General features: G+C 65.4%; 6 protein-coding genes and 1 pseudogene. 4 read left to right on the forward strand and 3 right to left on the reverse strand.

Features of this window, described 5'->3' with window-relative positions; all coding sequences use genetic code 11:
• Positions 1–614: 614 nt before the first annotated feature.
• From AAHM44_RS18185 to AAHM44_RS18195, 3 genes are all read right to left on the reverse strand, one after another.
• Positions 615–2,564 (reverse strand): CocE/NonD family hydrolase, encoded by a 1,950-nt coding sequence (locus AAHM44_RS18185; RefSeq protein ID WP_269576052.1) that lies wholly within the window; start codon positions 2,562–2,564, stop codon positions 615–617.
• A 115-nt stretch (positions 2,565–2,679) separates the two neighbouring features.
• The gene (locus AAHM44_RS18190; protein ID WP_342250856.1) at positions 2,680–3,987 is read right to left on the reverse strand and encodes a hypothetical protein; all 1,308 of its coding nucleotides are present in this window, start codon (positions 3,985–3,987) and stop codon (positions 2,680–2,682) included.
• Between the two features lie 130 nt (positions 3,988–4,117).
• Entirely contained in the window at positions 4,118–5,395 is a 1,278-nt protein-coding gene (locus AAHM44_RS18195; protein WP_342250857.1) for a phage tail sheath family protein, read from the reverse strand.
• Between the two features lie 288 nt (positions 5,396–5,683).
• On the opposite strand from AAHM44_RS18195, the gene rpoB reads away from it, so the two are divergent.
• The 4 genes and pseudogenes from rpoB to AAHM44_RS18215 all read left to right on the forward strand — a co-directional run.
• Complete coding sequence (gene rpoB / locus AAHM44_RS18200; RefSeq protein WP_269576055.1) at positions 5,684–9,841, forward strand: DNA-directed RNA polymerase subunit beta; 4,158 nt, start codon at positions 5,684–5,686, stop codon at positions 9,839–9,841.
• An 87-nt stretch (positions 9,842–9,928) separates the two neighbouring features.
• Positions 9,929–14,215 carry a DNA-directed RNA polymerase subunit beta' gene (rpoC, locus tag AAHM44_RS18205; RefSeq protein WP_342250858.1) on the forward strand — a complete coding sequence of 1,429 codons (4,287 nt, stop codon included), beginning with the start codon at positions 9,929–9,931 and terminating at the stop codon, positions 14,213–14,215.
• Between the two features lie 172 nt (positions 14,216–14,387).
• Entirely contained in the window at positions 14,388–14,822 is a 435-nt protein-coding gene (locus AAHM44_RS18210; protein WP_269576057.1) for a hypothetical protein, read from the forward strand.
• A 103-nt stretch (positions 14,823–14,925) separates the two neighbouring features.
• A pseudogene (locus tag AAHM44_RS18215) lies at positions 14,926–15,273 on the forward strand (YciI family protein); the annotation flags it as partial.
• Between the last annotated feature and the right edge of the window lie 186 nt (positions 15,274–15,459).

The following is a 15,459-nucleotide window of genomic DNA, read 5'->3' on the forward strand; positions in this document are numbered from 1 at the left end:
CCCCCCCGCCCCCCCCCCCCCCCCCCCCCCGCCGCCCCCCCCCCCCCCCCCCCCCCCCCGGGGATCGGAAAGCGCCAAACGCTTCCTCTACTTATGACCAACTGAAACGAGCAGCACGTTTCTTCATAGACGGCATCTGGTCTCTTAGAACAACCACGAGACCGACCCTGGCCGGCCGATTAAAACCAGCTTAAAATCAACTTCAAGCCAATGATATTGTTTACTATTTTCTTAAAATAAAGTAAGAGAATAGCTCGCCCATGTAGACGTCCATCACCTTCATCATGACAAAAAGCAGAGTAGACAAAATGCGAAACCGCAAATGCCAAAGCAGCGGAAACAAGAAATAAAATTTGACGCGTTCAAAAAATCGCGCTAACTTAAAGGATTTCTCCGCAAACAACGACTGCCATAGGCGAAGAAGGGGCACGCCCCTTCTTCGCCTATGGCAGTCCACTTCAGAACTCAGAGCATAAGATCTAGCTTAATTCTATAACTAGTTTCCGTCAAGATCACGCTTACGTTAAGGCACCGATCGAACCGGCTCATATACTTGAGCCCCATCAAAACAGCTCCGGGGTGTCGTCAAATTTCAACAACACCCCGAAACAGGATTACTTCTGCGCGTTCGCCGACTGGTCGAGCGGCACCACCGGCAGCAGCACGCTGCTCGAGTTCGCGCCGCCATACATCAGCGTCACCGTCGCCTTCTGATAGTCCTCGGGCTTGGCGAAGAAGATGTTCGGCACGAACTTCTGCGGGTTGCGGTCATAGACCGGGAACAGGCTCGACTGGACCTGGACCATGATCCGGTGGCCCGGCTGGAAGACGTGGTTCACCGTCGGCAGGCGGAACTTGTATTCCTGGACCTTGTTCGCCGGAATGGCGGTCGGGTGCTCGAACGAGTTGCGATAGCGGCCGCGGAAGATGTCCATCGAGATCGGCAGCTGGAACCCGCCCATCTCCTTCTTGGTGACATAGTCGTCCGGATAGACGTCGATCACCTTGACCACGAAGTCACCGTCGGTGCCGGTGGTCTTGGCGAAGATGTCCGCGAGCGGCGCGCCCGAGACGCGGACCGGGGCGGTCAGCGGATCGGTGACATAGGTCATCACGTCGGGCCGGCCATCGACGAAGCGCTGGTCGGTGACGAGATAGGTCGACCAGCGACCGTCCTGGAAGTTCACCGGGCGCGGCAGGTGCGGCACCGGCTTGGCGGGATCGGAGACGTAGCTGTCCGATCCGGCGGCCGGCTTGTCGAAGCCCAGGCCCTCGGTCGGCTTGAGGTAGATCGGAGTCAGCTTGGCGTCGCAATTGGCCTCGCAGGCGAGCGGCCACTTGTTGAGATAGTCCCAGCGGTTCTCGCCGGTGTTGTAGAAGCTCGCCTTGGCCGGGGTGAAGGGCGGCGCGCCATCCTTCAGATAGGCGTTGAAGAAGGGCAGCAGGATGTCGCGGCGCGCCTGGAGCGCGGTGTCGCCCTCGAAGTTGAGCTGGCCGAGCGTCGAGCCGTTATAATTGAAGCCCGAATGGCGCCATGGGCCCATCAGCAGGAAGTTCTTGTCGGCCTGCGGGGTCTTCTGCAGTTCCTCCCAGGCGTGGATCGCGCCGTACATGTCCTCGTGATCCCAGATGCCCTGCTCCCAGAGCGTCGGGATGTTCGAGGGGTTGGCGGCGAGCAGCTTGTCGAGCGCCTGACCCTGCCAGAACTTGTCGTAGGAGACGTGCTGGCTCATCTTGTTCCAGGCGGGCAGCTGGTCATAGCCAAACTGCTTGGCCCAGTCGCCGGCGGAGCCGACCTTGCGGAAGGTCTCGTAATCGTCCCAATCGGGGCGCGGCGGGGCCTTGCCGGCGCCCTTGTAGCCGGTCTGCGCGCCGATCCAGCCGATGTTCGCCAGGCGGAAGGCGCCGTGGTGGAACCAGTCATCGCCCATCCAGCCGTCGATCATCGGGCTCTCGGGGGCGGCGACCTTGAGCGCCGGGTGCGGGCCCATCAGCGCCATCACCACGGTGAAGCCCTCATAGGACGAGCCGAGCATGCCGACCTTGCCGTTGGTCTCCGGGACGTTCTTCACCATCCAGTCGATCGAATCATAGGCGTCGGTGATGTGGTCGACCTTGGTCGGGTTGAGCGGACCGACCGGCGGGCGGGTGATGACGTAATCGCCCTCCGACTTGTACTTGCCGCGAATGTCCTGGAACACGCGGATATAGCCCGCCTTGACGAACACCTCATCGCCCTCGGGCAGCGTGTTGATCATCTTGCCGCTCTCGGTGCGGACGACGCGGCCGGCGGCGTTGTAGGGGGTGCGGGTGAACAGGATCGGGGCGTTCTTCGCGCCCTTCGGGATGATCATCACCGTGTAGAGCTTCACCCCGTCGCGCATCGGGATCATCACTTCGCGCTTGATGTAATCGGCCGGGAGCGCGGGCGGCTGGAAGTTGGGCGGGATATCGTTGAACGCGGCGGGCGCCTGGGCCGGCGCGGGGCTTTCCTGGGCCTGGACGGCCGTGGCGGTGAGGATCGCGGTCCCCGCGGCCAGTGCGAGCAACGACTTCTTGTTCATGTGATGTTATCTCCCTGAGGAATGGCTTCTCGTAGGCCCAAATCCATCCGCAAGGAAAGAGCCCGCTCCTCCCTTTCGGAAGAAGCGGGCTCTTGTGTCCCCGATATGTCAGGGATCAGGCGTGCTCGGGCTGGCCGTACAGCTCGGCGGCAAGGTCGTCGGTCACGTGCGGGCGCGACGCGCCGATCGCTCCGATGCCGCCTTCATAGGCCGGGCGGCCGATCCGGAACGCGGCGGCGGTGCGCGCTTCGCTGCCGTCCGGGAGCGTGTAGCGGGCCTCGGCGACGACGACCGGGTTGAAGACGCGGCCCAGGTCGCCCTTCGGCACCGCGAGGTGCGCGTCGACGCGGGTGCCGTCGCCCGGCTCGATCGAGACCGGCGGGACGATCGTGTCGGCGCGGCGCTCGGTGAGCATCCGCTCCATCTCGCTGCCCTCGGCCTCATCGGCGAGCATGAAGCTCGAGATGCGGACGTTGCGGGCCTCGGTGTCGCCCGAATTGCCGACGGTCAGCTCGAAATCGACCATCGCCTCTTCCTCGGTGGTGCCGGCGCTCACCGGGCGCAGGCCGAGCTCGATCCAGGGGCGGTGCGCGACCGGGGCGGTGGCGTCGGCGACGCCGGCGAGGTCGTCCTTGCTGGCATCGGCGAGTTCCGCCTCCTGCTCGGCGACGACCGGCTCGATCGCGGGCGGGACGACGCGCGGATCGATGCGCTCGTCAACCGGCGGGACGATCACCGCGGCGTCGGGCGCTGCGACCGGCTCGACGATCGGCTCGCGGGTCACGACCGGCGCGGCGGCGACGGGGGTCGGCTCGACATAGACCGGATCGGTGGTGGTCGTCTCGTCGTTGCGACGGCGACGGGCGAGCAGGAACACGGCGAGGCCGGCAACCAGCAGCGCGACGCCGCCGAGCAGCCACGGCCAGGCGATGCTGGTGCTGCTGGTCTGCTCGGTGGTGGTGGCGGTGTCCGCCGTCACCGGCGCAGCGGCTTCAGGCGCGGGCGCGGGCTCGACCTGGGGCGGCAGCGGCTCGGGCGCGGTCTGCACCGGCGGCGACGGCGGGGCGACCGGGGTCTCGGCGGTCGGGGCCGGGGCGGCCTGGCGCGCGGGGGCCGGAGCGGTGCGCGTGGTGGGGGTCCGCGTCGTAGTGGTGCGGGTAGCGGTCGCACGGCGCTCGGCCGGGGCCGGCGCATCGGCGGCAGCGGCGCCGCGCTGCTGCTCCTCGACCGAGGGCACCTGCTGGACGACCGGGGCAGAGGGCTGGATGACCACCTGCGGCTGGGCCGCCGGCGCGGGGGCGGGCGTCGGGGCCGGCGTCGTCATGATCGGCGGCGGCGTCACCTGCTGGGGAGCGTCCTGCGCGAACGCAGGAACGGCGAGGAAAGCGGCGCCGAGAAACAGCGCGGCACGGGTGGTACGCATTACAGGTCTCTCCTTCATGTCGCAGGTTCAATGAATGGAACCCGGATTCCGTCGCGAAGGAGGCTCGAAACTGCGATGAACAGTGGGAGGGAAGCGATGAATAACGCTGTTAATTCAACGTTCACGCAGGTCAGGCCGGCTGCATTTCCTGCTCGATCGCCAAAAGGATGAACTCGGCGGGATGCGCTATTGCCACCCCGATCTCGAGACGTAGCCTGCCCGCCACCACGTCCTGCGCCGTCATCGTCGTGCCCAGCCCGACCGATACGAAAAACGCGTCGGAGGGCTTGGCACCCTGCAAGGCGCCAGCTTGCCACAAGGTGGCAAGGAAGTTCTCGACCATGGCCTTCACCCTGCCCCAGGTCGAACTGTTGTTGGGCTCGAAGGCGAAGGCCTGCATCGCCCGGCCAATCGACTGCTCGACATAGATGCAGGCACGGCGGACCGCGAGATAGCGCCAATCGTCGCTGTTCCCGTCGAGCGTGCGCGCACCCCAGACCACGAGATTGTAGCCGGGGATGAAACGGAGGATGTCGACGGCCACGCCGTCCAGCGGCGCGTTGAAATCCCCCTGTTCGTCGCCGCCCATTCGAAAAGCCAGATCCGCGACGCCGCCGGACTGCGGATCCGCGACGACCTCGAACTGAACGCCGGCGGGCGGGACCCAGACGCCTTTCGCAAGATCGCTCCGCGCCCAGACTCCGGCAACCGCGCCGCTGGGCGGGGTGACCAGGTCGGCACCCGGCCCGCCGGGATATTGCAGCTTCAACGCCGGGGCATAGGCCGCGCCATAGCTTGCAAATTCCGCAACCGCCGCCAGCGCGGCAGCGAGATCGGCTCGCCCCTGGCGGAGCGCCGGCAGGTCGGTTGCCTGAATGCAGCCGGGCAGATCGAGGATCGCCATCCGGTTCCGCAAGGTGCCGGCCTGGCGGAGCATCGCCTGGATCAGGCGCGCATGATCGGGCATGGAGAGCAGACAGGCCTCGGGCACGACCAGCATCGTGATCTCCACGACCTCCCCGGCCACTGCGAGCGCGGCCAGCAGCGCGTCCGCCGCAGGCGCGGCGAGCCGCCAGTCCCCAGTCGCTTCAGGCGCCGCCTCGGGCGCCCGCCCCTCCCAATAGCTTCCGGCGGAGATCACCAGGCAGCTCGCACCGCCATTGGCGAAGAACAGCCCGATCTGGACGGCGAGCTGGAACGCGGCGCCCGCGGGCGGCATGCCGCCGAACCGGAACGCAAATTCCCGCGCCGACGATATCCGCACCGGCTCGCCATAGGCGCCGAACGCCGCGAACTCCGTAAAGCCGATGAAGACGGGCATCGCGGTAATCACGCCCTGCACTTCCGGCACCGGCGAAGGAATCTCATCGACGTAGACGCCGGGCGTCTTGTAGCTGCGCTCCGTCATCACGCTTCCTTTCGCCATGAGGCTAGCCGGATGCAGAGTTTCCGCCAAACCCGGCTTGCACCGGTTTGACAGAATCCAACACGCTACCTATATCGCGCTTCCTACCACGGCTCCGGGAAATGATGCGTCGTCGCGCAACGCATCGGGCGAATTGGGGTCGCGGTCTCATAAGACGCTGAAAGCTGCCGAAACCCGAAATGGGAGTCGCGCGGCTTTTTCTGCGTCTTTCCGCACGTCCCGGCCCCGGACAGGGGCACCGAAATTACGGCTGACGAGGCAAAAACACCCATGGCAACCAAGGCAATCGAGGGCGGCACGTTCAAGCGCCGCATCCGCAAGGTGTTCGGCGACATCCACGAAGTGGTGCAGATGCCGAACCTGATCGAGGTTCAGCGCGAATCCTACGAGCAGTTCCTGCGGTCCAATCCCTCGATCGGCTACGTCTCCGGCCTCGAGAAGACCCTGCGCTCGGTCTTCCCGATCCGCGACTTCGCCGGCACCGCCGAACTCGACTTCGTGAACTACGAGCTCGAGAATCCGAAGTTCGACGTGGAAGAGTGCCGCCAGCGCGGCATCACCTATGCCGCTCCGATGCGCGTCACGCTGCGCCTGATCGTGTTCGAGGTCGATCCCGATACGGAAGCCCGTTCGGTCCTCGATATCAAGGAGCAGGACGTCTACATGGGCGACATGCCGCTCATGACCGAGAACGGCACCTTCTTCATCAACGGCACCGAGCGCGTGATCGTGTCGCAGATGCACCGTTCGCCGGGCGTTCTGTTCGACCATGACCGCGGCAAGACCCATGCCTCGGGCAAGTATCTCTTCGCGGCGCGCGTGATCCCGTATCGCGGCTCGTGGCTGGACTTCGAGTTCGACGCCAAGGACATCGTCAACGTCCGCATCGACCGCAAGCGCAAGCTGCCGGTGACGTCGCTGCTCTATGCCCTGGGCCTGAGCGGCGAGGACATCCTCAACTATTTCTACAACCGCGTGACCTTCGTCCGCGGCCCGAACGGCTGGCAGATTCCGTTCGACCCGACCAACTGGCGCGGCGCCAAGCCGTCGTTCGACATCGTCGACGCCAAGTCGGGCGAAGTGATCTTCCCGGCCGGCCAGAAGATCAGCCCGCGCGCCGCCAACAAGGCGCAGAAGGACGGTCTCGAGACCCTGCTGATCCCGACCGACGAGATCTTCGGCCGCTATTCGGCCTATGACCTCATCAACGAGGCGACCGGCGAGATCTATATCGAAGCCGGCGACGAAGTCTCGGCCGAGAACCTGGAGAAGCTGGACAAGGCCGGCATCGACCGCGTCGAGCTGCTCGACATCGATCACATCTCGACCGGCCCGTGGATCCGCAACACCCTCGCCGCCGACAAGGCCGAGGAGCGCCAGCAGGCACTTGCCGACATCTACCGCGTCATGCGCCCCGGCGAACCGCCGACGCTCGAGACCGCAGAGTCGCTGTTCGCCGGCCTGTTCTTCGATCCGGAGCGCTATGACCTCTCGGCCGTCGGCCGCGTGAAGCTCAACATGCGCCTCGACCTCGACGCCGAGGACACCGTCACCACGCTGCGCACCGAGGACATCCTCGCTGTCGTCAAGACGCTCGTCGACCTGAAGGACGGCAAGGGCGAAGTCGACGACATCGACAACCTCGGCAACCGTCGCGTGCGTTCGGTGGGCGAGCTGCTCGAGAACCAGTACCGCGTCGGCCTGCTCCGCATGGAGCGCGCCGTGAAGGAGCGCATGAGCTCGGTCGACGTGTCGACCGTGATGCCGAACGACCTGATCAACGCGAAGCCGGCGGTTGCCGCGGTTCGCGAGTTCTTCGGCTCGTCGCAGCTCTCGCAGTTCATGGACCAGACCAACCCGCTCTCCGAAGTGACGCACAAGCGTCGCGTCTCGGCGCTCGGGCCGGGGGGCCTCACCCGTGAGCGCGCAGGCTTCGAAGTCCGCGACGTTCACCCGACCCACTATGGCCGTATCTGCCCGATCGAAACGCCGGAAGGCCCGAACATCGGTCTGATCAACTCGCTGGCGAGCTTCTCGCGCGTCAACAAGTATGGCTTCATCGAGACCCCGTACCGCAAGGTGATCGACGGCGTGGTGACCAACGAGGTCGTCTATCTGTCGGCAATGGAAGAGGCGAAGCACACGATCGCGCAGGCCTCGGCCGAGGTCGATGCCGATCACCGCTTCACCGAAGAGCTGATCTCGGCCCGCCAGGCCGGCGAATTCCTGATGGCGCTGCCGGAGACGGTGACGCTGATGGACGTGTCGCCGAAGCAGCTCGTCTCGGTCGCAGCGTCGCTCATTCCGTTCCTGGAAAACGACGACGCGAACCGCGCACTGATGGGCTCGAACATGCAGCGCCAGGCCGTGCCACTGGTGAAGGCGGAAGCGCCCTTCGTCGGCACCGGCATGGAAGAGACCGTCGCCCGTGACTCGGGCGCCGCGATCGCGGCTCGCCGCGGCGGCGTCGTCGATCAGGTCGACGCGACCCGTATCGTCATCCGCGCGACCGGCGAGGTCTCGGCGGAAGAGAGCGGCGTCGACATCTACACTCTGATGAAGTTCGAGCGCTCGAACCAGTCGACCTGCATCAACCAGCGTCCGCTGGTGAAGGTGGGCGAGACGGTCAACGCCGGCGACATCATCGCCGACGGCCCGTCGACCGAGTTCGGCGAGCTGGCCCTGGGCCGCAACGCGCTCGTCGCGTTCATGCCCTGGAACGGCTACAACTACGAGGACTCGATCCTGATCTCCGAGCGGATCGTGAAGGACGACGTGTTCACGTCGATCCATATCGACGAGTTCGAAGTGATGGCCCGCGACACCAAGCTCGGGCCGGAGGACATCACCCGCGACATCCCGAACGTCGGCGAGGAAGCGCTGCGCAACCTCGACGAGGCCGGCATCGTCTATGTCGGCGCCGAAGTGGAGCCGGGCGACATCCTGGTCGGCAAGATCACCCCGAAGGGTGAATCGCCGATGACGCCGGAAGAGAAGCTCCTCCGCGCCATCTTCGGCGAGAAGGCCAGCGACGTGCGCGACACCTCGCTCCGCCTGCCCCCGGGCGTGGCCGGCACCATCGTCGACGTCCGCGTGTTCAACCGTCACGGCATCGACAAGGACGAGCGTGCCCTGGCGATCGAGCGCGAGGAAATCGAGCGCCTGAAGAAGGACAGCGACGACGAGCGCAACATCCTCAACCGCGCGACCTGGTCGCGTCTGCGCGAGATGCTGCTCGGCCAGGTCGCGACCGCGACGCCGAAGGGCCTGAAGAAGGGCGCCGAGATCGACGCCGATCTGCTCGACAGCGTGGATCGCCACGAATGGTGGAAGTTCGCCGTCGCTGACGACAAGGTCCAGGGCGACCTCGAGGCGGTGAAGGGCCAGTATGACGAGGCCGTGAAGCGCATCAAGGACAAGTTCGAGGACCGCCGCGAGAAGCTCGAGCGCGGTGACGAGCTGCCGCCGGGCGTGCTCAAGATGGTCAAGGTCTTCGTCGCGGTGAAGCGCAAGCTGCAGCCGGGCGACAAGATGGCCGGCCGTCACGGCAACAAGGGCGTCATCTCGCGGATCCTGCCGCAGGAAGACATGCCGTTCCTCGAGGACGGTACCCCGGTCGACCTGGTGCTGAACCCGCTCGGCGTGCCTTCGCGCATGAACGTCGGTCAGATCTTCGAAACGCATCTTGGCTGGGCTGCCCGCAACCTGGGCATGCAGGTCGCCAAGCAGCTCGAAGAGTGGCGCGAGCAGAATCCGGACGCGGTTGCAGGCGAGATGCCCGACGCCGTCAAGGACCGGCTCAAGACCGTCTATGGCGGCCACTATGCCGAAGAGATCGAGGCGCGCAGCCCCGAGCAGGTCAACGAGCTGATCCACAACATCCGCACGGGCATCCCGATGGGCACTCCGGTGTTCGACGGTGCGCGTGAGGCCGATGTTTCGGACATGCTGGAGCTCGCGGGTCTCAACACCTCGGGCCAGTCGGACCTGTTCGACGGACGCACGGGCGACAAGTTCGACCGCCAGGTGACCGTGGGCATCATCTACATGCTGAAGCTCCACCACCTTGTGGACGACAAGATCCACGCGCGTTCGATCGGCCCGTACTCGCTCGTCACCCAGCAGCCGCTGGGCGGCAAGGCACAGTTCGGTGGCCAGCGCTTCGGCGAAATGGAGGTCTGGGCCCTGCAGGCGTACGGCGCTGCCTACACGCTGCAGGAGATGCTGACGGTGAAGTCGGACGACGTGGTCGGCCGCACCAAGGTCTACGAAGCGATCGTCAAGGGCGACGACACCTTCGAGGCCGGCATCCCCGAGAGCTTCAACGTGCTCGTCAAGGAAATGCGCTCGCTGGGCCTCAACGTCGAACTCAAGGCGCTGGAAGACGGCACCGAGGACGACGCCGGCCTGGCCGAGGCGGCGGAGTAATAGGAAAGGCGGCCCGCGGTTCAGGAAACCGCGGGTCGCCCTTCCCCTCCCCGCCCAGAAGATTTGACCCTCCAGAGGGACTGAAAAATGAACGAACTTACCAACTTCGCGAACCCGCTCGCCAAGCCGGAAACCTTCGACCAGATCCAGATCGGCATCGCATCGCCGGATCGGATCCGTTCGTGGTCGTTCGGCGAGATCAAGAAGCCGGAAACCATCAACTATCGCACGTTCAAGCCCGAGCGTGACGGCCTGTTCTGCGCGCGCATCTTCGGTCCGATCAAGGATTACGAGTGCCTGTGCGGCAAGTACAAGCGCATGAAGTACAAGGGCATCGTCTGCGAAAAGTGCGGCGTGGAAGTGACCGTTTCGAAGGTCCGCCGCGAGCGCATGGGCCATATCGAGCTCGCCGCCCCGGTCGCGCACATCTGGTTCCTCAAGTCGCTGCCGTCGCGCATCGGCCTGCTGCTCGACATGCAGCTCAAGCAGCTCGAGCGCGTGCTCTATTTCGAGAGCTACATCGTCACCGAGCCGGGCCTCACCCCGCTCGAGAAGTTCCAGCTCCTCACCGAGGACGAACTGCTCGACGCGCAGGATGAATATGGCGAGGACGCGTTCTCGGCCGGCATCGGCGCCGAGGCGGTCAAGATCATGCTCATGGATCTCGACCTGGAAGGCGAGCGCAAGGAGCTCCTCGAGGAGCTGGCGGTCACCAAGTCGGAACTGAAGCCGAAGAAGATCATCAAGCGCCTGAAGGTCGTCGAGAGCTTCATCGACTCGGGCAACCGCCCCGAGTGGATGATCCTCGACGTCGTGCCGGTCATCCCGCCCGAGCTGCGCCCGCTGGTGCCGCTGGACGGCGGCCGCTTCGCGACCTCGGATCTCAACGATCTGTATCGCCGCGTGATCAACCGCAACAACCGCCTGAAGCGCCTGATGGAGCTGCGTGCGCCGGACATCATCGTCCGCAACGAAAAGCGCATGCTGCAGGAAGCCGTTGACGCGCTGTTCGACAACGGCCGCCGCGGCCGCACGATCACCGGTGCCAACAAGCGTCCGCTCAAGTCGCTGTCCGACATGCTCAAGGGCAAGCAGGGCCGCTTCCGTCAGAACCTGCTCGGCAAGCGCGTCGACTATTCGGGCCGTTCGGTCATCGTGACCGGTCCGGAACTCAAGCTGCACCAGTGCGGCCTGCCGAAGAAGATGGCGCTCGAGCTGTTCAAGCCCTTCATCTACGCCCGCCTGGACGCCAAGGGTCTCTCGATGACCCTGAAGCAGGCGAAGAAGTGGGTCGAGAAGGAGCGCAAGGAAGTCTGGGACATCCTCGACGAAGTGATCCGCGAGCACCCGGTTCTGCTGAACCGCGCTCCGACGCTCCACCGTCTGGGCATCCAGGCGTTCGAGCCGGTGCTGATCGAGGGCAAGGCGATCCAGCTCCACCCGCTGGTCTGCTCGGCCTTCAACGCCGACTTCGACGGTGACCAGATGGCCGTGCACGTTCCGCTGAGCCTCGAGGCCCAGCTGGAAGCGCGCGTCCTGATGATGTCGACCAACAACATCCTGTCGCCGGCGAACGGCAAGCCGATCATCGTGCCGTCGCAGGACATGGTGCTGGGTCTCTATTACCTGTCGATGCTCAAGGAAGGCGAGCCCGGCGAGGGCATGCTGCTCGGCGACATGGCCGAAGTGCACCAGGCCCTCGAGGCCGGCGCCGTCACCCTGCACACCAAGGTGATCAGCCGCGTTCCGCAGACCGACGAGGAAGGCAACACCTACCTCAAGCGCTTCGAGACCACCCCGGGCCGCATGCTGCTCGGCGAGTGCCTCCCGAAGAGCCACAAGGTGCCGTTCGACACCGTCAACCGCCTCCTCACCAAGAAGGACGTGGGCGACGTGATCGACGAGGTGTATCGCCACACCGGCCAGAAGGAGACCGTGCTGTTCGCCGACGCGATCATGGCGCTCGGTTTCCGTCACGCGTTCCGCGCGGGCATCTCGTTCGGCAAGGACGACATGATCATCCCGGCGAGCAAGGAAGCGATGGTCGACGAGACCCGCGCCCTCGTGAAGGACTATGAGCAGCAGTATCAGGACGGCCTGATCACGCAGCAGGAGAAGTACAACAAGGTGATCGACGCCTGGAGCCGTTGCGGCGACCAGGTGGCGGGCGCCATGATGGACGAGATCAAGGCGGTGAAGCGCTTCGAGGACGGCCCCAACAAGGGTCGTGAGAAGCCGATCAACGCGATCTACATGATGGCCCACTCGGGTGCGCGTGGTTCGCAGGCGCAGATCAAGCAGCTTGCCGGCATGCGCGGCCTGATGGCCAAGCCGTCGGGCGAGATCATCGAGACGCCGATCATCTCGAACTTCAAGGAAGGCCTGACCGTCCTTGAGTACTTCAACTCCACCCACGGCGCCCGTAAGGGCCTGGCGGACACCGCGCTCAAGACGGCGAACTCGGGTTACCTGACCCGCCGTCTGGTCGACGTGTCGCAGGACTGCGTGATCATGGAGCTGGACTGCGGCACCGAGCGTGCGCTGGAAATGCGCGCGATCGTGCAGGGCGGCTCGACCATCGCTTCGCTTGGCGAGCGCATCCTCGGTCGCACGACCGCGGAAGACGTGGTCGACAAGGACGGCAACGTGGTCATCCCGACCGGCACCCTGCTCGACGAGCCGGCCGTGGCGAAGATCGAGGCCCTGAACATTCCGGGCATGAAGATCCGCTCGCCGCTGGTCTGCGAAGCCAAGATCGGTGTCTGCGGCAAGTGCTACGGGCGTGACCTCGCCCGCGGTACCCCGGTGAACATCGGCGAGGCCGTCGGCGTCATCGCAGCGCAGTCGATCGGTGAACCGGGCACGCAGCTGACCATGCGTACCTTCCACATCGGCGGTGCGGCGCAGCTGAACGAAACCTCGAACCTCGAGGCGGCTGTCGACGGCACTGTCGAGTTCCGCGACCTGCGCCTGATCGAGGATCAGCGCGGCCGCCGCGTGGTGCTGAGCCGTTCGGGTGAGATCGCCATCCTCGACATGGAAGGCCGCGAGCTCGCGGTCGATCGCATCCCCTACGGTGCGTATGTCATGTTCGACGACGGCCATATCATCTCGAAGGGTGATCGCATGGCCGAGTGGGATCCGTTCACCATGCCGGTGATCACGGAAACCGGCGGTGTCGTGAAGTACCAGGACCTGCTCGACAACAAGACGCTGACCGAGCAGGTCGACGAAGCGACGGGCATCGCCCAGCGCGTCGTCACCGAGTATCGCGCGGCCAGCAAGTCGAAGGAGGACCTCCGTCCTCGCCTGACCCTGACCGGCGAAGGTGCCGCCGAATCCGCCCGCTACATGCTGGCGCCGGGCGCGGTGCTCTCGGTCGAGGATGGTGCGACCGTGCAGGCCGGTGACGTTCTCGCCCGTGTCGCTCGCGAATCCGCGAAGACCCGCGACATCACCGGCGGTCTGCCGCGCGTCGCCGAGCTCTTCGAGGCCCGCAAGCCGAAGGAAAATGCGATCATCGCGAAGGTCTCGGGCCGTGTCGTGTTCGGCAAGGACTACAAGGCCAAGCGCAAGATCGGCATCCAGCCCGAGGACGGCGGCGAGGTCGTGGAGTATCTGGTTCCGAAGTCGAAGGTGATCGACGTTCAGGAAGGCGACTACGTCAAGCGTGGCGACAACCTGATCGGCGGCTCGCCCGATCCGCACGACATTCTCGAAGTGCTCGGCATCGAGCCCCTGGCAGAATATCTCGTGTCGGAAATCCAGGAAGTCTATCGACTGCAGGGCGTGAAGATCAACGACAAGCACATCGAGGTGATCGTTCGCCAGATGCTGCAGAAGGTTGAGATCACCGAAGCCGGCGACACCACCCTGCTCCCCGGCGAGCAGGTGGATCGTACCGAGATGGACGAGACCAACGAGAAGCTGGCTCCGGGTCAGGCTCCCGCACAGGGCAAGCCGATCCTGCTCGGCATCACCAAGGCCTCGCTGCAGACCCGCAGCTTCATCTCGGCGGCGTCGTTCCAGGAGACCACCCGCGTCCTCACCGAGGCTGCGGTCCAGGGCAAGCAGGACACGCTGATCGGCCTCAAGGAGAACGTGATCGTCGGCCGTCTCATCCCCGCCGGCACCGGCGCGGGCATGAACCGTCTGCGTGTCGCCGCTACGAGCCGCGACGCCGCCCTCCGCGTCCAGCAGCGTGCGCTGCAGACCGCGCTGGTGGCGCCGAATTCGGCCGCGGAAGAGCGTGAAGCCGAGCATGCGCGCTCGGCACGCGACGCCGAGGGCACCGGCAGCGATCCGCTCGCCTCGGTCGTGCCCTCGGGCCATGGCACCGATGCCGACGCCGGGGACTATCTGACCGAGGAGTGATCTCCTCGCGACGTTAGGAACTGACGCAAGAAACACCGCCGTCCGGGCAACCGGACGGCGGTTTTCTTTTGGGGCGAGCCGAGCAGTTTGCGCGGCCGTCCGGGTGTGGCGCGATTGCCTGTGTCACCATGCTCCGGCGAGAATGCGCGCGGGCGGGACGTTGGAGAAACACATGCTTCGACACGTGCCTGCCTTCCTGCTGATCCTCGGCCCGGTCCCGATGGCCGGGGCCGACCCCGCACCCGCCGCCCAGCGCGCCGGGCAATGCTCGATGAACTCCCTGCCAGAGCCGGAGAAGCGGCGGCTGATCGAGGGCTACAAGCTGCGACTCAAGACCCAGGGCCGCGCCGGCGCCGATGCCTGGGCGAAGTCGCAGGAGGAATCCACCTACCAGCAGCTCGTGGCGCAAGGCTCCTGCCCGGCCACCCGCGCCACCGCGCCACGCCAGGCCGCAAGGGGCCCCGCCCCCGCGCGCACGGCCGGCAAAAAAGTGATCCTCAACAAACAGGGCAAGCCGTGCCGCAACATCACGGTGGAGAACCAGGTATTCCCCGGCTTTGGCGGCGAGCCAATGCGATTGGCGCTGGTGCAGGTCTGCAAGGACTGACGCAGGCGGAAAATAATCCGGCGCAGGCGATTTCCCCGAACCCCGTTCGTCGTCAGACTTGGGAAATACAGGGCGCTTCCGGCGAACCAGAAGGAGAGGAACGATGCGGGTAATGGTGCTGGTGAAGGCAACCGAGGACAGCGAAGCGGGCCTGATGCCCTCGACCGAGCTGCTCGACGCGATGATGAAGTATAATGAGGAGCTGGTGCAGGCCGGGATCATGACCGGCGGCGACGGGCTCAAGCCTTCCTCCGCAGGCGTGCGGATCGCATTCGACGGAGCGGGGCGCACCGTGATCGATGGCCCCTTTGCCGCAACCCGCGAGCTGGTCGCCGGCTATTGGCTGTGGGAAGTCAAGGACATGGACGAAGCGATCGCCTGGGCGAAGCGCTGCCCCAATCCGATGCCCGGCCCGAGCGAACTCGAGATCCGGCCCTTTTACGAGATGGCTGATTTCGGCGCGGAGCTCACGCCCGAGATCGCCGAGCGCGAGGCCCGGCTGCGCGAGCAGACCGAGAACCGCTGACCGCCACGATCGACAAGCACCGGAATGGCTCAATCCCATTTCGCTTCACAGGGCCGTCACGCTGCCATGGGATCGAGGCGGGATTGATCCCTCGGGCCTTCCGGGGGATGA

It is taken from the genome of Sphingomonas sp. OTU376 (assembly GCF_038440415.1).
GTDB classification, from domain to species: domain Bacteria; phylum Pseudomonadota; class Alphaproteobacteria; order Sphingomonadales; family Sphingomonadaceae; genus Sphingomonas; species Sphingomonas kyeonggiensis_A.

Coding starts and splice junctions, on each gene's coding strand:
- AAHM44_RS18185 (WP_269576052.1), bottom strand. CDS start 2,564: ATGAACAAGAAGTCGTTGCTCGCACTGGCCGCGGGGACCGCGATCCTC.
- AAHM44_RS18190 (WP_342250856.1), bottom strand. CDS start 3,987: ATGCGTACCACCCGTGCCGCGCTGTTTCTCGGCGCCGCTTTCCTCGCC.
- AAHM44_RS18195 (WP_342250857.1), bottom strand. CDS start 5,395: ATGACGGAGCGCAGCTACAAGACGCCCGGCGTCTACGTCGATGAGATT.
- rpoB (WP_269576055.1), top strand. CDS start 5,684: ATGGCAACCAAGGCAATCGAGGGCGGCACGTTCAAGCGCCGCATCCGC.
- rpoC (WP_342250858.1), top strand. CDS start 9,929: ATGAACGAACTTACCAACTTCGCGAACCCGCTCGCCAAGCCGGAAACC.
- AAHM44_RS18210 (WP_269576057.1), top strand. CDS start 14,388: ATGCTTCGACACGTGCCTGCCTTCCTGCTGATCCTCGGCCCGGTCCCG.